Origin of the sequence: Bifidobacterium sp. FKU (genome assembly GCF_026016385.1) — a bacterium.
GTDB lineage: Bacteria > Actinomycetota > Actinomycetes > Actinomycetales > Bifidobacteriaceae > Bifidobacterium > Bifidobacterium infantis.
Genome location: NZ_CP092888.1, coordinates 393,109 through 411,668, shown reverse-complemented (window position 1 = coordinate 411,668; position 18,560 = coordinate 393,109). Strand labels below are relative to the sequence as shown.

Here is an 18,560-nt window from a genome sequence, read left to right as displayed (position 1 = left end):
TAAGACAATACGGGCCCGGCCGGCGGCTTACCGGACGGGCCTGAAGCGGGTCAGAACTGGACCTGTGGCACCTGACGGGAAGCCTCATCGGCCTCGAAGTATTGCGCCTGCTCAAAGTGGAACAGACCGGCGATGATGTTCGTCGGCACGGTTTCGATGGCGGTGTTGAGCTTCAGGACCACGTCGTTGTAGAACTGACGGGCGTAGGCGATCTTGTTCTCCAGTTCCTTGAGCTGGTTCTGCAGATCCATGAAGTTCTGGTTGGCTTGCAGCTGCGGATATGCCTCAGCCGTGGCTTGCAGGTTGAACAGGGCGCGGGACAGCTGGTTTTCGGCGGCGGCGCGCTGAGCAGTGGTCGTGCTCGGGTTGCTGGCCGCAGCCACTACGCCGGCGCGGGCGGCGGTCACCTGAGTGAAGACTTCAGACTCGTGGGATGCGTACCCCTTGACGGTATTCACCAGGTTCGGGATGAGGTCGGCGCGCTGCTTCAACTGCACGTCGATTTGCGCCCAACCGTTCTTCACACGGTTCTTCAGCGTCACCAAGTTGTTATAGGCGCTGACGCCCCAACCAATCAAGACAACGATAATAACGACAACGACAATGCCGACGATCAGACCAGTACTCACCTATGCTCCTTTGCTGGACCTTGCTGTGACCATTCTTCCACACTCGCACCGTAAACAGAAGATTCATCACAGAGTATTCATCGTGCGGACTTGTCTTGTACCGCTTTACCCGCCGTTCTCCCGTCGATCGACCGAAGCGGGAAGTCGCCGCCCAGTCCGACGAAGTATTCCAGCTCGCTCCGTTGCGAGAACGGTAATACTCGGCAATACTCGCCCTCAATATGCGAAAGCCCGCCTTGCGGCGGGCTTTGCCGTTTCTCCTACGCACAAATCATTACGCCGCGCGCAGGAAACGATCAGCCGAAGCGACCGGAGATGTAGCGCTCGGCTTCTTCGTTTTGCGGGTTGTTGAACATCGTGATGGTGTCCGCGAAGTACTCGAGGTGACCGGGCTGGCCCACGGCCTTCAGGTTGAAGAAGGCGGTGTAGTCGGCGATACGGGCGGCCTGCTGCATGTTGTGGGTCACGATCACGATGGTGTAGTCGCTCTTGAGCTCGTTGATCAGATCCTCGACGGCCAGGGTCGAAATCGGGTCCAAAGCGGAGCAGGGCTCGTCCATGAGCAGCACCTGCGGATGGACGGCCACGGCGCGGGCGATGCACAGACGCTGCTGCTGGCCACCGGACAGGCCGATGCCGGGGTTGTCGAGACGATCCTTGACCTCTTCCCAGAGGTTGGCGCCGCGCAGGGCCCATTCGACCAGATCGTCGGCGTCGGACTTGGCCAGATGGTGGTTGTTCAGGCGCACGCCGGCCAGCACGTTCTCGCGGATGGACATGGTCGGGAACGGGTTCGGGCGCTGGAAGACCATGCCGACATCGCGGCGCACGGCCACCGGATCCACGTCCTTGTCGTACAGGTTCTTGCCCTCGAGCAGCACCTCGCCCTCGACGTGCGCGCCGGGGATGATCTCGTGCATGCGGTCCAGGGTGCGCAGCACGGTGGACTTGCCGCAGCCGGACGGGCCGATGAAGGCGGTGACCTTGTTCGGCTCGATGTTGATGTTCACATCCTCGACGGCCAGGAAGTCGCCGTAGTAGATGTTCTCGTGGTTGACGTCAATACGTTGTCCCATGATGTTTCCTTATGTTTCCTTGTGTTCTTAAGGCTTAGGCTGAGCGGCTGGGCTTAGCGTTCGGTCTTGACGGCGAAGACCTTCGCCACGATTCGTCCGATGAGGTTCAGCAGCAGCACGATGACGATCAGCACGAGGGCGGCGGCCCAGGCGCGCTCCATCGGGATCGTGGTCACGCAGGTGGCGTCGGCGTTGGGCGGGCAGTTCGCGTTGAGCTTCGAGTACTCCTGGTAGACGTACACCGGCAGGGTGGTCATCTGGCCGGAGAACAGGTTCACATTGGTGCTGGCGATGAAGCCGGCGGTCATGAGCAGCGGGGCGGTCTCGCCGATCACGCGGGCGATGGCCAGGATGGCGCCGGAGACGATGCCGGGCAGGGCGGTGCGCAGCACGATCTTGGTGATGGTGCGCTGCTTGGTGACGCCCAACGCCAAGGAGGCCTCACGAAGGTCGTTCGGCACGATCTTCAGCATCTCCTCGCAGGATTTGACCACGGTGGGCAGCATCAGCAGGGAGAGGGCCACGGAGCCTTCGAAACCGTTGATGGTGCCGGGGCCCAGCAGAATCGTGAACATCGAGAAGGCGAACAGGCCGGCCACGATGGAGGGAATGCCGCTCATCACGTCGACGAGCAGGGAAATCGTGGTGGCGAGCTTGCCGCGGTTCGAGTATTCGACCAGGTACACGGCGCACATCAGACCGATCGGGATGGAGATGATCATGGCGCCGGCGGTGATCTCGAGCGTGCCGATGATGGCGTGGAGCACGCCGCCGTAGCCTCCGGACGGGGTCTGGCTGCCGCCGACCACGCCGGTCATGTTGTAGCTCAGGAAGTTCAGGTTCAGCCGCTTGGCGCCGTTGACGATGGTGGTCCACAGCAGGGAGACCAGCGGGATGCAGGCGATCACGAACGCCACCGCGATCAGGACCCACATGAAGCGGTCCATGACGTTACGGCGCTGGATGGCGGAACGGGTCGGGCGGAAACGATCGAAATCGATCTTGGGCGCACCGGACATCGGGGTCTTTTCAGTGTTCTCGGCAGCAGTCATCACGCAGTCGCTTTCTCGGTAAGCTTACGGGCGATGAAGTTGACCACGAAGGTGATCAGGAACAGAATCAGACCGGTTCCGATCAGCGTGGAGACGCCCAGATCGTTGGCTTCAGGGTACTGTGCGGCGATGTTCGCGGCGATGGTCTGGTTCTGCGAGGCCTGCAGCAGTTTGATGGAGTAGTTGAGGCCCGGGGACAGGATCATCAACACGGCCATCGTTTCGCCAAGCGCGCGGCCGAGAGCCAGCATGGAGGCGGACACGATACCCGACTTGCCGAAGGGCAGCACGGCAAGACGAATCATCTCCCACTTGGTGGCGCCAAGCGCCAGCGCGGCCTCCTCATGCAGGCGCGGGGTCTGCATGAAGATATCGCGCGACATGGAGGTGATGATCGGCAGGATCATGACGGCGAGCACCACGGCCACGGTGGCCACGGTACGCGACGGGTTGGCCGCCGGGCCCTCGAACAGCGGGATCCAGCCCAGATGGTTGGCCACCCAGTTCCAGAACGGGTAGATGGCGGGCACCAGAATCAGGCCGCCCCACAGGCCGTAGATGACGGAGGGGATGGCGGCGAGCAGATCGACCACATAGCTCAGCGCGGTGGCGAGCTTCTTGGGTGCGTAATGAGAGATGAACAGCGCGATGCCGATGGACACGAAGAAGGCGATCAGCAGCGCCAGCAGCGACACCAGCACGGTGCCGAACAGCAGCGGGAGCACATAGCTCCAGAAGTTGTCGGCCTTGCCGCCGGTGAAGCTGGACACGGTTTTGCTGTTGGCGGCCTGATCGCCGCCGATCAACGGCCATGCGCGGAAGAACAGGAACAGGAACACAGCGGCGAGCACAACCAGGATCAGGATGCCGCAGGCGTATGCCACACCGCGGAACACCTTGTCGGCGGTCTTGCCGCCAACCGGCTGTACAACCGTTTTGTCTTGCGAACTCACGGATTCTCCTTATATAGGGTGGTTATCAAGTATTCGAGTGGTGCGGTTGCCCGTCGGCGACGTTGTCAAACCGTTGGGGTCCTGACCCGACTGAAGCCGCAGCCGTATGGTTTACGACTGCGGCTTCATGCTGGCGACTGTGCATTCACAGTTCGGCGTTCAGAGGTCAGGCCCAGTCCATGCGACCCTGTGGGCCGACGGCATCACTTGGTCTTGATGGCCTCGATGGACTTGGCGACCTTGGTCTTCAGGGAGGCGGGCAGCGGAGCGGTGCCGGCGGCATCCTGAGCGGCCTTCTGGCCTTCGTCGGAGGTCACGTAGGTCAGCCATGCCTTGGCGAACTCGGCCTGCTTGGCGTCCTTGTAGGCCGGGCAGACGACATCGTAGGAGACCAGGACGATCGGGTAGGCGCCGTCGGCCTTGGTGGCGTGGTTGATCTTGATGACGACGCGGTTGTCACCGGTGACGGTGGTGTCCTGCTTGGAGTCCTCGATGACCTTGGAGCCGGCCTTGGCGGAGATCACGTTGTACTTCTCGCCGACCTTGACGGCCACGGTGCCCAGATCGCCGACCTGGGAGAAGTCGGCGTAGCCGATGGTGCCGTCGGCCTGCTTGACGGTGGAGATCACGCCGGAAGTGCCCTTGGCGCCCTGGCCGACCTCGTTCGGCCAGTTCTCGGAGAGGTCGTAGTTCCAGTTGTCCGGGGTGACGTCCTTGAAGTAGGAGACGAAGTTCTGGGTGGTGCCGGACTTATCGGAGCGGTGCACGACGGTGATGTCGGTGTCGGGCAGCTTCAGGTCCTTGTTCTGCTCGGCGATGGCCGGGTCGTTCCACTTGGTGATCTTGCCGTCGAAGATCTTGGCGATGGTGGCGGCGTCCATGTTGATGTGCTTGCCGGCATCGGAAACGCCCTTGAGGTTGAAGACCACGGCGATCGGGGAGATGTAGACCGGAACGTCGAAGGCGGAGCCGGAGGCGCACACGGACTTGGACTGCTCGACCTCGTTATCGGCGAGGGCCTTGTCGGAGCCGGCCCATGCGGTGGCGCCGGTCAGGAAGGTCTGCACGCCGGCGCCGGAACCGGACGGGTTGTAGGCGATCTTGGCGTCCGGGTTGGAGCCCTGGAAGCCGGCGATCCAAGCTTCGACGGCGGCCTGCTGGGAGGAGGCGCCGGCGCCCTGGAAGTCGCCGGAGACCGGAGCGGCCTTGGCGGTGGAGTCGGAGGAAGCGTTGTTGTCGGTCTTCGCGGCGCTGTTGTCGCCGCAGGCAACCACGGAAGCAAGCATCACAATGCCGGACAGCGCGGCAATGGAGCGAACGAGGATGTTCTTCTGCATGATTATTACCTAATCCCTCTATCAACTATTCGCGGGCGGAGCGAAACCGCCCGGTCAATTCTTGACAACTACAAGACTATTAGCGGTTTCGAAAAGGCGGAACCGAAATCAGTAAACAGAAGATGAACACTTGGATGTTTATGGGCTACGTTGAGGCTACGTAGTTTTTGGAGCGGACTCGCCTGCGGCGAGCCCACAATCCACAACAAAAAAGCGACCCGAAGGCCGCCTTCCATTTACTCCGCGGGAGTATCGATCTTGTATCCGAGACCGCGCACGGTAGTCAGATACTTGGGGTGCGCCGGATCCTCCTCGATCTTGGAGCGCACGCGCTTGACATGCACATCGAGCGTCTTGGTGTCGCCCACGTAATCCGAGCCCCAGATGCGGTCGATCAGCTGATGACGGGTCATCACGCGGCCCTTGTTCTGCATGAGATATTCGAGCAGCTCGAATTCCTTGAGCGGGAAGAACACGGTCTCGCCGCGCACGGTGACCTGATGCTGGCCCACCTGCATGGCGATGTCGCCGCACACCAGCGGAATGTCGTCGTCCACGGTGCCGGAGGCCTGGGCGGTGGCCTGGTTGCGACGCATCACGGCCCGGATGCGCGCCAGAAGCTCACGGAAGGAGTACGGCTTGGTCACATAATCGTCCGCGCCAATCTCAAGGCCGACGACCTTATCGATTTCGGCGCTCTTGGCGGTGAGCATAATAATCGGCACACGGCTCTGCTCACGAATGCGACGGCACAGCGCAGTGCCGTCAATGCCCGGCAGCATCAAATCAAGCAGCACCAAATCGATGCCGCCCTTGGTGAACAGTTCCAGACCTTCCTCGCCAGTGGCGGCGGCGGACACGTCGTACCCCTCGCGTGTGAGCTGGTATACCAGCGGCTCGCGATAGGATTCCTCGTCTTCGACGATAAGAATGCGTGCCATAGTAGCCTTTCTTGGGTATGTTCCCGTGCGCATAGGCGCAAAGTTTTCCGACACCATCGTAACCATTTGTTCTCCGTTAGCCTGCCGTTTCCCGAAAGTACGTAATTGCTCAATGAGGCTACACGCCACGGGCGAAACCAGCCCGCCATGCGATCGTCCGACGCCGCATCGGCGCCGCCGGCGCTACTCCCGCGCCGCCGAGCCGTTCGGCGTGCCGCCATGGCCGCCATCCGGCGCACCGTCCGTCACCGCCGCGCTCGGCGTGTCCGCACCGTCCCCGTCCTGCGCTGATTCATCATCCTCATCCGCGGCGGCCGGCAGTTCGATGGTGAACGTGGAGCCCTCCCCCTTGCGCGACCATACCGAAATGCGTCCGCCGTTCTCCTGAACGCAGTGCTTGGTGATGGCCAGACCAAGTCCCGACCCTCCGGTTTCACGGGAACGGGCCGGATCGACCCGGTAGAACCGTTCGAAAATACGGTCCAGCGACTTGGCGGGGATGCCGATGCCCTGATCGACCACACGGATGGTGACCTTGCCGTCACGCTCCGCCACGCCGACGGCCACCGTGGTGTGCTCGGGCGAATAGTGGATGGCGTTTTCGACGAGGTTCTTGACCGCGGTCTGCATCGCCTCCCGATCGGCCTTGATCATGGGCACCGCCACCTGCGGGGCCACGGCATCGTCCGCAAGCCTGGTCGGCACCGGCTTGCCGTTGACGCTCAGGCAGATGTCCACATGGCGCGAGTCGGCTTTGACCTGATTGTCGGCGATGGCGGCACGGGCCACATCCAGCGCGCAGATGCGCCGCGCGTTGATCATGCCCTGTGGGCTCTGGGCCCTCTGCAGGTCGATGAGATGATGCACCAGCTCGGTCAGGCGCGCGGATTCCTTGGAGATGCGGCCGGAGAAGTACCGCACGGCGTCCGGATCGTCGGCCGCGTCGGTCACGGTTTCGGCGAGCAGCGAGATCGCGCCGGCCGGAGTCTTGAGTTCATGCGAGACGTTGGTCACGAAGTCGCGGCGGACGGCCTCGAAACGACGCTGTTCGGACATGTCGTTGATGAAGATGGCATACAGGTCGTCGCCGATGTCGCCGATGCGCACACGCAGGTACATCGTGTTGGACGGGCGCGACTGACCGGCCTCAAGCCCGCGGCCGTTCGAGGATGGATAGGCGCCGTGGTTGACCGGCAGCCGGACCTCGCGCTCGCGCACACCGCCATCGTTGGCGACCTGGGTGAGAATGTCCTCGATCTCACGCGAATTGAGCCGCCCCCCGGACACCAGGGCGAACGGCTCCGAACCAGGGCTTGCGTATTGGACCAGACCATTGCGATCGGTGACGATCAGGGCTTCGGGCAGCGCTTCGATCAGACGCCGCTCGGTGGGGCGCACGGGCACATCGACGCCGAACAGGGAACGCGCGTCCTCATCGCCGGACAGGTCCTGTTCGGCGGCAAGGCGACCCGAAACACGGCCCTTGTTGTAGGCGATGACGGCGACCCATGCCAACGCCAGCACGGCGAGCACCACGGTCACGACGATCTGCGAGATATCCATGACTCCCAGAGTAAAACGCCCGAGGCGTAGTGCCCTGCATAGACTACGTAAGTTCGCCTACTGTTCATCTTATCGGCCGGCATACGAAAGGAGCACCACCCTTGCCGGGTGATGCTCCTTGTCGCGGACCGCCGCGGACGAGCGGGGATCAGAGCTCGTAGTCCTTGTCCTTGCTTTCCTTGATCAGGAACAAGGCGAGCAGGGCGAGCGCGGCCATGATGGCCATGTACCAGCCCACGCCGGCCACGCCGAACTCGGAGGAGACCAGCGCCTGGGCGATGGTCGGGGCGAACGCGCCGCCGAAGATAGCGGCGAGGTTGTAGCTCAGGCCGGCGCCGGAGTAGCGCACGTGCACCGGGAACAGCTCGGGCAGGTACGCGCCGCAGGGGCCGAACAGGCCGCCCATGATCACGAAGCCGACGCACAGGAAGATCATGATGTGGGAGACGGAGTGCACCAGCAGTATCGGCACGAAGAAGCTGAACACCAAGGCGGCGGCGGTCACGGTGATCATGACCTTCTTGCGACCCACCTTGTCGGCATACACGCACGAGACCACGATGAAGATGGCGAAGAACACCACGGAGCACATCTGCATAAGCAGGTACTCGCTTTGGGTGAACTTCAGGCCCTTGACGCCGTAGGCCAACGACCAGGTGCCGAGCACGTAGAACAGGGTGTAGGTGATGCCCATGGCCACGGTGCCGAGCAGGACCTCCTTCCAGTACGGCAGCAGGTCACGCAGCGGGTGCTTGGAGGTGCGCTTCTCCTCGGAGGCCTTCTTGAACACCGGGGTCTCGGACATGCGGGCACGCACGTACAGGCCGATGGCCACCAGCACGGCGGAGCACAGGAAGGGGATGCGCCAGCCGAAGGCGAGCATCTGCTCCTGGCTCAGGTTGGCCTCAAGCACCAGGTTCAGACCATAGGCGCAGAAGAAGCCGATCGGGGCGCCCAGGTTCGGGAAGGAGCCATACAGGGCGCGCTTGTCGGCCGGGGCGTTCTCGGTGGCGACCAAGGCCGCGCCGGACCATTCACCGGCGAGCCCCACGCCCTGGCAGGCGCGGCAGATGCACAGGATCACGATGGACCATGCGCCGATCTGCTCATAGCCGGGCAGGCATCCGACCAGGAAGGTGGCGATGCCCATGGTCATCAGGGCGATGACCAGCGTCTTCTTGCGGCCGAGCTTGTCGCCGAAGTGGCCGAACAACATGGAACCGAACGGGCGGGCGAGGAACGATACGGCGAAGGTCACGAAAGCCATCAGCGTGGCCAGGGCCTGGTTGGACTTGGCGACGTCCGTGAAGAAAATCGCGCCGAAATAGCTGGCGGCGGCGATGGAATAGCAGTAGTTGTCGTAGAATTCGATGGCGGTGCCCACCATCGAGGCGGCGATGATCTCGGGAACGGAATCCTTCTTCACCGGTTTGGCCACAGTCGCGGATGCGCTTGCAGACATTGTCCTTCTTCTTTCTCCTCTTGCGGATAAACCCCGGTGCGGCGTGCGCATCACGTGTTCGCGATGACGGACGAATCAAGCACAGCGACCGGGATACGGGAGAAGGACTGGCACGGCTTGTGGCCCCAGCGATGAGCTCCCGCACATCGCCGTGCCGAACACCGAGTATGACTCAGGTTATAAGCAATAGTTTGAAAGCGCTCATATAGTGGTCATCATATCCAAAGCGTGGATGGTGAGATGGGCCAGCCCGCCGATTACAGGCGCTTGACGATGTCGACGGCCAGACGGGCGGCGGTATCGGCGTAGTCGGAGATGTCGAACTTCTTGAATACCTCGTAATCAGTGTCGGCGTTGTCGGAAAGGGCACGAATCACCAGTGCCGGCACGTCATTGCGGGCGGCGACCTGTGCCACGGCGGCTCCTTCCATCTCCACGGCGTCAGCCCCGGTGAGTCGGATGACCTCCTCGACCTTTTGGGGCGTGTCCACGAAGTAGTTGCCGGAGGCGATGATGCCGGTGATGTGGGTAATGCCCGCATTGGCAAGCGCCTCGTCGGCAACTTCCAGCAGACGGTCATCAGAGTGGAATTCCTCCACCGGAGCGTCCGCAGTGCCGGGCTTCCACTGGCCTACGAGCCGCATGTCAGTGTCGAGGTAGCGCAGGGTGCCGCCGAGCACCACGTCGTTGATGTGCAGGTGGGTGTTGAGGTTGCCGGCGATGCCGCTGAAAATCACGGCGTCCGGGGCGAACTCGTCAATCAGCAGCTGCGTGGTGGCGGCCGCATTGACCAGTCCCATGCCGCCTACCGTTGCGGCAACCTTGATGACGTCAGAACCAAAGGAGTCGACCGTGCCGGACACGATGTCAAGGCTGCCCTTGGCGGTGTGCGTCACATGCGTGAGCGATTTGGCGATCAGCGCCACTTCCTCATCCAATGCGCCAATAATAGCTACAGTTTTCATACCCATACGTAAGTTCCTTTCACAACGCTTTCGACTCCCATGTCAGGGGAGGTGGCCGCCGAATGGCAGGCTGAGGGGTAGAGACGTTTCGTTGCATTGCTCCTGCGAGAGAGCCGATGACGCAACTCAGTGCCAACGCCGCGTGGCCACGGCTTCCGCAAGCTCGCGCAGCAAGGCCTCGGTTTCTTCCCAGCTGATGCACTTGTCAGTAATCGACTTGCCATAGACCAGCTGATCAAGCGGCGCGGCCTTCTGATTGCCTCCTTCAATAAAGCTTTCCATCATGATGCCGGTGATGCCCTGTTCGCCAGCTGCAATTCTGCTGGCAATATTGCGCACGACTTCGGCCTGACGATGTTCGTCCTTGCCGGAGTTACCGTGCGAGCAATCAACAATCAGACCATGCGAGGCGGCGGATTCAGCGGGCATTTCGGCGCGTACGTCTTCCATGGCTTTGGCCACGGATTCGGCATCGTAGTTCGGGCCGTGAATCGAGCCGCGCAACACCACATGGCAGTCCGGGTTGCCAAGGGTCTCGACTGCGCAGGCACGCCCCAGATGGTCAATGCCGAAGAACGTGTGCTGCTGGGCAGCGGCGAAGCAACCGTTGACCGCCGCCTTCACCGAACCGTCGGTGGCGTTCTTAAAGCCGACCGGCATGGAAAGCCCGCTGGCCAATTGGCGGTGAATCTGGCTTTCCGTGTTGCGCGCACCAATGGCGCCCCAACTCACCGCATCCGAGATGAACTGCGGACTGGTGGGCTCCAGGAATTCCGTGGCGGCCGCCAATCCTTCCTTCAGCACACCAAGCAAGGTTTTGCGGGCAAGCAACAGGCCCTTGCGGATATTGTGGCTGCCATCAATATCCGGGTCGTTGATCAGGCCCTTCCAGCCGATGGTGGTGCGCGGCTTCTCGAAGTACACGCGCATGACGATGAGCAGCTGCTCGCCGAGCTCGTCTTTCAGCTTGGCCAATCGATGCGCGTAGTCCAGCGCGGCCTTCGGGTCATGAACCGAACAGGGGCCGACGATGACCAACAACCTGTCATCTTGGCCGTACAGGCACGCGCGAATCTCATCACGCGAGTAGGCGACGATTTCCTGAGCCTGATCGGTCAGCGGGAGCTCAGCGAGCACTTGCGCGGGCGTGGGCAGCGGCTCCAACTCCAATACGCGGCGGTTGATGATGCGACTGACACCCACCTGATCCTCCCAACGAGGCACATCGGTGACGACGAGCGGATTCTTCCCCTCCCCCATCGCCTGACGAATGGCGCGAAGCTCTTCCGGGGTGTTCAACGGCTGCGGACCGACTTGCAACGGACGCAGCGAATGCGCTGCTTCCTCCTGCTGCTGCATAACATCTCTCCTTGGGTCAGTATCTTTCCCAAGGATAAGGTGTCACGGGAACAAACTGACATGACCACCGTTATTGGCAAAGAATGCTCACTGAGTGGGTCTCAGTGAGCATTTCTACAAAGACAAAGCTATTTAGCCGAGCGGCGAGCGGTGACGGCGCCGGCCAGGGTGTGCAACAGTTCGTTGGTGCGATCCCACGGCACGCAGGCATCGGTGACGGACTGGCCGTAGACCAGCTGGTCGAGCGGGGCCGGCTTCTGATGGCCGCCCACCAGGAAGCTCTCCATCATCACGCCGGTGATGCCCTGCTCGCCATGCGCCAGACGCTCGGCTATCTCTTCGATGACTTCGGCTTCGCGGCGCTCGTCCTTGCCGCAATTGCCGTGGGCGGCGTCGATGACGAGCCCGTGCCGGCTCGGCCCCGTCGCCTGCGAGGCCTTGAGATCTCCCAAAGCCCGGCGCACGGATTCGGCATCGTAGTTCGGGCCGTGGCCGGAGCCGCGCAGCACCAGATGGCAATCCGGGTTGCCTTTGGTTTCGGCGGAAATCACGCGACCGTCCAAGTTGATGGACAGGAAATGATGTTCGAAACCGGAGGCGTAGCAGGAGTCGGCGGCGGCCTTGACGGAGCCGTCGGTGGAGTTCTTGAAGCCCACCGGCATGGACAGGCCGCTGGCCAGCTCGCGGTGCACCTGGGATTCGGTGTTGCGCGCGCCGATGGCGCCCCAGCTGATCGCGTCGCAGATGTACTGCGGGGTGATGGGGTCAAGCCATTCGGTGGCGGCGGGCAGGCCAAGGCTCAGCACATCGGTGAGCACCTTGCGCGCCAGCCACATGCCCTTGCGGATATTGAAGCGACCGTCCAGATCGGGGTCGTTGATCAACCCCTTCCAGCCGATCGTGGTGCGCGGCTTCTCGAAATACACGCGCATCACGATCACGAGACGGTCTTCAAGCTCACGCTTGACGGCGGCCAGTTTCTCGGCGTATTCGTGCGCGGCCTTCGGATCATGGATCGAGCACGGACCCACGATGACGAGCAATCGATCGTCACGGCCATTGAGCACGTCGCGGATCTCCTGGCGTGAATGGAGCACCAACTCGCTCATCTCATCGGTGAGCGGCTGCTCCTTGAGAAAGGCGCGCGGCGCGGGAATCGGGTCGAGCTGGCGGATATTGACGTCGACGGTCTCGGGAAAGACGGCCTGCTCCCCCAACCGACGTTCATCCTCGGAACTATCCGGGCCACGTAACGCTGCCAATGCTCGACTCCTTTCCCGTAATCCGCGCACCGCGGGCATGCCGCCGTGGATGCGAAGGCCCCACTATAGCAGTTCGCCGCCGGCACCGCTGGCGGGACCGGCGATTATGGACCGTCCACGGCGGCACCGGGCTTGACGGGCGGCACCCACCCGTCAAGCCCATACGCCCTCTTATGCGAGCGCGCCCATCGGATCCCATGCGGGGAGCATGGTGGCCGGGGATTCCAAGGCCTTGCGGTACTCTTCGGGAAGCATGGCCTTGGGGACGGCGACCTCGTAGACGTATTCGGTGAACCAGTCGTCGGACATGGTGAAGTAGCCCTTGTCGGCGATCTTGGTGCCCCAAGAGTTCTCCACTCGCCAGCGGCGGGTGGTGCCGTCGTCGGCCACGTCAACGCCGGCGAAAGCCATGGCGTGGTTCATGGCGGAGTCACCGAAGCGCACGCGGGCTTCCTTGTCCAAATCGAAGTCCACGTCGTACACGCGGCCGTACTCGAACAGGTCGGTGGCCCAAGCGCCGTTCTCACGGTCCATGAACGGGTGGCAGTCGGCACCGAACCATACCGGGATGCCCTGCTCAACGAGAATCTGCTTGACACAGTCCTTCATGAACTGGTTTGGCACGTTGAGGTACTCGGTGGCGTCGCCGCCAGCCACATTGCCGAGGTGCTCGATGCCGATCTTCTTGCCCTTGGCGTGCTCGGTGCGCGGATCATCCACCAGGCACACGTAGTCCTCAAGACCAGCCGGACCCACGTACTTCTTCCAGAACTCAACCGGCGTAATCTCGCCGTCGCGGTGGAATTCGCCATCCTTGTCGGTCCATTCCCAGTCGAAGGAGACCGGCGGCTCGCCCAGGTGGATGGTCAGAATACGGTGGCCGGCAGCAGTGGCGTCGGCAATAATCGCCTCGACCTTGGAGGCATCGCCGTCAGCGGCGTACATGTGCGCCACGGCGGTGTGCAGCATGTGGCGCAGCTGGGTGTTCATCTCACCGGTGTTCTTGGAGGATTCGGTCTCCGGGAACAGGTCCTTGGGCACAGCGCCGTACTTCTTGTACACGTTCATGGCCATGGTCCACTGGCCGCCATCGCCCATCACGTCGGCGAGCAGGTGCTGCATCAGGCGGGAGTCGGACGGCTCCCCGGCAGCCACCAGAGCGGCCACATCCTTAAGGAAGTAGTTGACGCGCTCCAGCTTGTCGTAGTACATCGCGTAGTTCTGGGAGAACTCGAACTCCTTCAAGTTCATGTTCTTCTTGGCCACGAAACGGGCCACGTTCAGGGAGCTGAACAGCCAGCAGCGGCCGGAGCGATCCTGATGGGTGGCTTCGCCATTGTCAACGATGGTGGAGAAACGGCGCTGCATCAGACGAGCGCGGTCATAATTGCGAGCCACCTTGTCGATGCCGGCGGCGGTCACCGCGTTCATGGCCAGACGGTTGGTGCCACTCTGTGCGAAATCGCCGCGCAGGGTATTCAATGCTTCGCCGGTCAGAGGCGTCAATTCACTCATGTCATACTCCTTCTGTGATGGTGCGCTTGCGGCGCAGATCCAAACGAATACGGCACCTGGCTCGAAAGCGCAGGTGCCGTAATTCTTACCGCTAGTAGTCTAATCGAAGGCCTGTCATTCGCCGTTCTGCTCAGATACGGCTGTATTCTCCTGAGTCGGGGCCTCCGGTTCGCCCTGTGTCTGGTGCTCGGACGGCTCAGACGATTCGGACTGCTCATTCTGCGCAGCCGAATCAGCCGGTGCCGCATCTGTCTCATTGTGATCGTCGGCAGCCGACTCGTTTCCGCTCAACTCACCCGGCTGATCATCGGCCTCGTTGTGCACAGGCTTGACTTCCGGGACGGGCGCGACCACCGGCAATGACGCCACGGCAGCGGCTTCCTGACTCTGACCAGAGGCCGCCGCATTACCACCGAAAGCAAATCCGGAGAACGCCTGCGAGAACATAGAACGCAGTTCCGAAACACGCTGGGTGATGACGGACTCGCGTTCCTGCAGATCGGCGATGCGCTTGGACAGACCGTCAAGCTCGCTTTGGGCGGCGGCGCGACGCTCCTCGATCTGCGCATCGGCTTCCTCGCCCGCCTTATGCACGATTGCGGCGGCCTGGATGTCCGCCTCCTCGCGCTTGGACGCGGCATATGAATCGGCTTGGTCGCGAGTGTTCTTGGCCTGGCCGACCAACTCATCGGCTTCCCGCTTGGCCGCCACGCGACGCTCTTCGAGGTGCTGCAGCAGTTCGTTGACCTTCTTCGTGGCCTCATCCTGCTGAGCGGCGATGTCGTGACGGATCTGCTCGACCTCGGCGTTGACCTGGCTCATCGTGCTGGTGCGCTTGACCTCGGCCTCATCAGTGATTTCCTGACCCTTGGTCTTGGCCGCATCAATGATTTCGCTGGCCTTGCGCTGGGCTTCGGTCATCATCTTGGACACTTGCTCGCGCACGTCGGCGAGCTTCTTGTTGGCCTCGGCGAGCGCCGCCTCAATCTGATCGTTGGAATCAGACTTAAGCTTGGTGATCTCCTCATTGGCGCTTTTGCGCATTGCGGCAACCTGCTGGGTCGCTTCCGCCTTCATGTCGGCGATTTCGCGCTCTTGAGTGGAGCGCTCGGAAGCCATCTTCTTGGTGTGCTCTTCGCGCGCGTTGCTGAGCTCAAGCTCGACGGTCTGACGCTGTTCGGTGATGGTCTTGGCGGTTTCGGAGCGCAGTTGTGCGGCGTCCTCGTTGGCGGAGGTGGTCACTGATTCGGCCTGATTGTTGGCGTTCGTCAGAATCGAGGCGGCCTTGGCATTGGCGTCGTCAACAATATGCTGGGCATCCAGCTTGGCATTGTTGATCAGTGTTTCGGCCTGCGCCTGAGCCGTGGTACGGATGGAGGACGCGTCCTGCTTGGCGCGTTCCAGCAGTTCGGTACTCGTCTGTTCGGCGGAGGCAAGCATCTGCTGGGCGTTCGCTCCCAAGGAAGCGAAGCTGTTGCCTTCCGGCTTCTTGTTCTTCTCTTCCTGAAGTTGGGCCTGCAGCTGCAGAATACGGTCGTCATCCGCCGCAATCTGCTCACGCATGCTGGCCAACGTCTGCTGCGCACGCTTCACACTCTCCTGAGTAGCGTCGAAGGCAGCATCGACCTTCTCCTTGTCATATCCTCGCAGCACCACCGGGAAACGATCCACCATCGCTGTTTATTCCTTTCGCACACGCATAAAGCTCTTGGCACATCCTTGAAGCACTGTAGCGCATCGCACTAGCGCTGAGCGTTGAGCGACGCGCAATCGTTACAATGCGTGCGAACCATGTTCTATTCCGGCGTGGCGCACAGCGTGCTAGGCGATGAGGATGCCGGAGCTGGAGGGCTTGAGATAGTAGCGTACGGCTTCGCGCACCACATCACGGCCAGCGGCGGTCTGCTGGTCGAGTGGTAGACCATGCTGGCTGGAATGCGCCGGAACGACCGGAGGGAAGCTGACGAATCCGCCCAGCACCCGCTCCTGGGTGGCGGTCCAGTTGAGCAAGTTGTAGAACAGCGAATTACATACGAACGTACCTGCGTCCGAACTCAGGGTGGCCGGAATCGAATCGTCCGTGAAATCATTCAGGATCGAGCGCAACGGCAGGCGGGTCCAATAGGCGGCCGGGCCATTGGGGTCGATGGGTTCGCGGCGTGGGGTCACGTTGTCCGCGTCCGGCCTGATCGCGTCCATCAGGTTGGTGGCGCATCGTTCAAGCATCACGCCTCGGGCTGCGTGCTTGAGCCCGGTGGCGATGACGATATTGGGCTTGGTGGCCTCAATAGTCTCTTTCAGCGTGGGCCAGGCTTTGGCGAAGCTCACCGGGATGCTGACGGCATGAACGGTGACGGCGATCTGCTCCAACGGATCGTCCGGAGCAGAGGAGACGCCCAGTCCCTGCTCGGCGATGGCCTTGGGCACTTCGACGGCGGGATTGACCTCCACGCCGTCATAGTGGTCGAAGCCGGAGATCACAACATTGAGTTCACGCATAATGCCAGTCTAGCGATGCATCTGGCCGGCCGCTTGGGCCAGCAGGGCGTGCATGCGGGCGCGAGCCTCTTCCTTGGGATCACGACCGAGAATCTCCTCGGCGATACGCTCAGCTGTGGGAATATCTTCCAACGTGGTGATCTTCAGGTTGGTTTCCGCACCGGAGACAATGGCGACGGGTTCATCAGGCAGATAATCGACCACTACGCGCGTGTCGTCGGTGGGATGGAAGTCCGGGTCGGCGGCAGCCAAATCGTAAGCGTGACGAATCGTCGCGAAGCGGAAGGATTGCGGGGTCTGCGCGCGGAAGGTGTTCGGGCGGTCCGGCACCGACTTGACCACTTTCAAATCGCCCAGATCCTCGGTCAACAGCACGGTGTCGGTTGAGGCGTAGGCCACGGTCGCGGCCGTGAACTGGTCGAGCGCATCAATCGAACCGTCGATGGCGGACTGTTCCACGAACGGACGGACGGCGTCATGGATCAGAATCTTGGCATCGTCCGGAATGCCAGCCGTAGCCAGCATGTCGAGCGCGGCGGCGGTACTGTCCACACGTTCGTCACCGCCGTCAATGATGACGCGGACCTTGGTGTAGCCCATCTCGCCAACCAACGTTTCCACTTCACCGCGCACCTTGGGATTGACCACCACCACGATGTCGCTGACGCGATCGCAATGTTCAAAGGCATCAATGCTCCAGCACACGATGGGCTTGCCGCCCACGGAGACAAGCTGCTTGGGATTATCGGGGTCGAAGCGCGTACCGAAGCCGGCGGCCAGCACTACGGCTACCACCGGCACGGTTTGTGCCGGTTTGGTGCCCTGAGCGGGGGCCGGCTGGACGGTAGGCGTCTCGACGGGGGTATCGAAATCTCTCTCAGTCATAGGCACCACCGTAGGGTGAGGGCTGGCCGTCCGTGAACTGCATCACATCTTCTCCACGGAATGTGCTCGCATTCTCCGTTTAGTCACGCACGATGAGGGCGAGGAGGCGGCCTTCGTGTGTTTTGTTGGCGAGCGCGGCGCGGCGGTGCGAGTACCACAGTGGGTTTTCGAGCGTGCACATGCTGTGGCTGATGTTGTCGATGCGCTCCGCGAGCTCGGCCGGGCCTTCGCCGTCCGTGCGGCACAGTTCGGCGAGTTCCGGGTCTTCCTCAAGGTACTGGGTGGCGGCGTGCACGCGCGGCATAGAATCGACCACCTGATGTACGCCGGCGAAAGCGAGGTCGATCATTGCCGCCTCGGCGATGTCGATGCCGGCACCACCGAAGCGGGTCTTCGTCTTGGTCAGCGGGAAGCGCTTGATGAACCGATCGGCGATCTCGTCGCCCACTTCATAGCAGTCGCCACAGATGCGCGGGCCGAGTGTGGCGACGATGTTCGCCGGGTCGGCACCCTTGCTCTTCATCAGGTCTACCGTGGCGCCGATCACACCACGCTCCAAACCACGACGGCCGCAGTGGGCCGCACCAATGATACCGGTGACCGGGTCGCCCAGCAGCACCGGCAGGCAGTCGGCCGCGAACATGCCCAGGGCGATGCCGGATTGTGCGGTGACCTGGCCGTCCGCCTCGATGACGCGCGGAGTGTCAGTCTCACCGTGTGTGCCGGACACGTCGAAGCCGAAGGGGGTGTTGATGACGAACGAGTCGTCCACGTCCACAGCCACGCCGGAATGTACTTGGGAGACCAGCGATAGGCGGGCTTGCACCGCTTCGGCGAGTGCGATGCGGTTCGACAGCACGGCCTCAGGTTCGTCGCCGGACTTGCCGCCGAGGTTCAGGTTGCCGTAATCGCCGGCGCTCAGGCCGCCCAGTCGCGTGGTGTACACCACCTTGATGCCGGGGGCCAGTGCGATGGGGATGGTCACCGGAATAGGGCGACCGGCTTTATCGGTAGAGCTGATGCTGTTGGAATCGAGGATTTCTTCGCTGTATTCAGGCATAA

The 18,560-nt window shown here is 62.1% G+C and carries 16 protein-coding genes; all 16 read right to left on the bottom strand.

Annotation, left to right across the window (positions count from 1 at the left end):
- Window positions 1-50 precede the first annotated feature (50 nt).
- The gene (locus MMB48_RS01880; RefSeq protein WP_032744613.1) at window positions 51-629 is read right to left on the bottom strand and encodes a LemA family protein; all 579 of its coding nucleotides are present in this window, start codon (window positions 627-629) and stop codon (window positions 51-53) included.
- A gap of 296 nt (window positions 630-925) precedes the next feature.
- On the bottom strand, window positions 926-1,705 hold the full coding sequence (gene pstB / locus MMB48_RS01875) for a phosphate ABC transporter ATP-binding protein PstB (RefSeq protein WP_007051433.1): 780 nt from the start codon (window positions 1,703-1,705) through the stop codon (window positions 926-928).
- Window positions 1,706-1,758: 53 nt separating this feature from the next.
- Entirely contained in the window at window positions 1,759-2,757 is a 999-nt protein-coding gene (pstA, locus tag MMB48_RS01870; RefSeq protein ID WP_012576796.1) for a phosphate ABC transporter permease PstA, read from the bottom strand.
- Window positions 2,757-3,710 carry a phosphate ABC transporter permease subunit PstC gene (pstC, locus tag MMB48_RS01865; protein ID WP_012576795.1) on the bottom strand — a complete coding sequence of 318 codons (954 nt, stop codon included), beginning with the start codon at window positions 3,708-3,710 and terminating at the stop codon, window positions 2,757-2,759. The genes pstA and pstC overlap by 1 nt, the downstream gene beginning before the upstream one ends.
- A 203-nt stretch (window positions 3,711-3,913) precedes the next feature.
- Window positions 3,914-5,047 (bottom strand): phosphate ABC transporter substrate-binding protein PstS, encoded by a 1,134-nt coding sequence (pstS, locus tag MMB48_RS01860; RefSeq protein ID WP_032744612.1) that lies wholly within the window; start codon window positions 5,045-5,047, stop codon window positions 3,914-3,916.
- A gap of 236 nt (window positions 5,048-5,283) precedes the next feature.
- Complete coding sequence (locus MMB48_RS01855) at window positions 5,284-5,988, bottom strand: response regulator transcription factor (protein WP_029680021.1); 705 nt, start codon at window positions 5,986-5,988, stop codon at window positions 5,284-5,286.
- Between the two features lie 183 nt (window positions 5,989-6,171).
- Window positions 6,172-7,551 (bottom strand): sensor histidine kinase, encoded by a 1,380-nt coding sequence (locus MMB48_RS01850; protein WP_032744611.1) that lies wholly within the window; start codon window positions 7,549-7,551, stop codon window positions 6,172-6,174.
- 148 nt (window positions 7,552-7,699) lie between these two features.
- Complete coding sequence (locus tag MMB48_RS01845; protein WP_014484564.1) at window positions 7,700-9,013, bottom strand: MFS transporter; 1,314 nt, start codon at window positions 9,011-9,013, stop codon at window positions 7,700-7,702.
- Between the two features lie 257 nt (window positions 9,014-9,270).
- Window positions 9,271-9,984, bottom strand: a complete 714-nt coding sequence (mtnN, locus tag MMB48_RS01840; protein WP_080714842.1) for a 5'-methylthioadenosine/S-adenosylhomocysteine nucleosidase — start codon at window positions 9,982-9,984, stop codon at window positions 9,271-9,273.
- A gap of 120 nt (window positions 9,985-10,104) precedes the next feature.
- Window positions 10,105-11,337 (bottom strand): 3-deoxy-7-phosphoheptulonate synthase, encoded by a 1,233-nt coding sequence (locus MMB48_RS01835; protein WP_032744610.1) that lies wholly within the window; start codon window positions 11,335-11,337, stop codon window positions 10,105-10,107.
- A 128-nt stretch (window positions 11,338-11,465) separates the two neighbouring features.
- The gene (locus tag MMB48_RS01830; RefSeq protein ID WP_032744608.1) at window positions 11,466-12,599 is read right to left on the bottom strand and encodes a 3-deoxy-7-phosphoheptulonate synthase; all 1,134 of its coding nucleotides are present in this window, start codon (window positions 12,597-12,599) and stop codon (window positions 11,466-11,468) included.
- Window positions 12,600-12,770: 171 nt separating this feature from the next.
- The gene (locus tag MMB48_RS01825) at window positions 12,771-14,114 is read right to left on the bottom strand and encodes a C1 family peptidase (protein WP_032744607.1); all 1,344 of its coding nucleotides are present in this window, start codon (window positions 14,112-14,114) and stop codon (window positions 12,771-12,773) included.
- A gap of 114 nt (window positions 14,115-14,228) precedes the next feature.
- Window positions 14,229-15,788 (bottom strand): cell division protein, encoded by a 1,560-nt coding sequence (locus MMB48_RS01820; RefSeq protein WP_012576786.1) that lies wholly within the window; start codon window positions 15,786-15,788, stop codon window positions 14,229-14,231.
- Window positions 15,789-15,935: 147 nt separating this feature from the next.
- On the bottom strand, window positions 15,936-16,613 hold the full coding sequence (locus MMB48_RS01815; protein ID WP_032744606.1) for a pyroglutamyl-peptidase I: 678 nt from the start codon (window positions 16,611-16,613) through the stop codon (window positions 15,936-15,938).
- A gap of 9 nt (window positions 16,614-16,622) precedes the next feature.
- On the bottom strand, window positions 16,623-17,498 hold the full coding sequence (locus tag MMB48_RS01810) for an IspD/TarI family cytidylyltransferase (protein WP_032744605.1): 876 nt from the start codon (window positions 17,496-17,498) through the stop codon (window positions 16,623-16,625).
- Window positions 17,499-17,577: 79 nt separating this feature from the next.
- Complete coding sequence (locus MMB48_RS01805) at window positions 17,578-18,558, bottom strand: polyphenol oxidase family protein (protein WP_032744604.1); 981 nt, start codon at window positions 18,556-18,558, stop codon at window positions 17,578-17,580.
- Window positions 18,559-18,560 lie beyond the last annotated feature (2 nt).

What these genes read in the sequence shown, in the direction of transcription:
- pstB (WP_007051433.1), bottom strand. Translation starts at nt 1,705, where the DNA reads ATGGGACAACGTATTGACGTCAACCACGAGAACATCTACTACGGCGAC.
- pstA (WP_012576796.1), bottom strand. Translation starts at nt 2,757, where the DNA reads ATGACTGCTGCCGAGAACACTGAAAAGACCCCGATGTCCGGTGCGCCC.
- pstS (WP_032744612.1), bottom strand. Translation starts at nt 5,047, where the DNA reads ATGCAGAAGAACATCCTCGTTCGCTCCATTGCCGCGCTGTCCGGCATT.
- MMB48_RS01855 (WP_029680021.1), bottom strand. Translation starts at nt 5,988, where the DNA reads ATGGCACGCATTCTTATCGTCGAAGACGAGGAATCCTATCGCGAGCCG.
- MMB48_RS01850 (WP_032744611.1), bottom strand. Translation starts at nt 7,551, where the DNA reads ATGGATATCTCGCAGATCGTCGTGACCGTGGTGCTCGCCGTGCTGGCG.
- MMB48_RS01845 (WP_014484564.1), bottom strand. Translation starts at nt 9,013, where the DNA reads ATGTCTGCAAGCGCATCCGCGACTGTGGCCAAACCGGTGAAGAAGGAT.
- mtnN (WP_080714842.1), bottom strand. Translation starts at nt 9,984, where the DNA reads ATGGGTATGAAAACTGTAGCTATTATTGGCGCATTGGATGAGGAAGTG.
- MMB48_RS01835 (WP_032744610.1), bottom strand. Translation starts at nt 11,337, where the DNA reads ATGCAGCAGCAGGAGGAAGCAGCGCATTCGCTGCGTCCGTTGCAAGTC.
- MMB48_RS01825 (WP_032744607.1), bottom strand. Translation starts at nt 14,114, where the DNA reads ATGAGTGAATTGACGCCTCTGACCGGCGAAGCATTGAATACCCTGCGC.
- MMB48_RS01820 (WP_012576786.1), bottom strand. Translation starts at nt 15,788, where the DNA reads ATGGTGGATCGTTTCCCGGTGGTGCTGCGAGGATATGACAAGGAGAAG.
- MMB48_RS01815 (WP_032744606.1), bottom strand. Translation starts at nt 16,613, where the DNA reads ATGCGTGAACTCAATGTTGTGATCTCCGGCTTCGACCACTATGACGGC.
- MMB48_RS01810 (WP_032744605.1), bottom strand. Translation starts at nt 17,498, where the DNA reads ATGACTGAGAGAGATTTCGATACCCCCGTCGAGACGCCTACCGTCCAG.
- MMB48_RS01805 (WP_032744604.1), bottom strand. Translation starts at nt 18,558, where the DNA reads ATGCCTGAATACAGCGAAGAAATCCTCGATTCCAACAGCATCAGCTCT.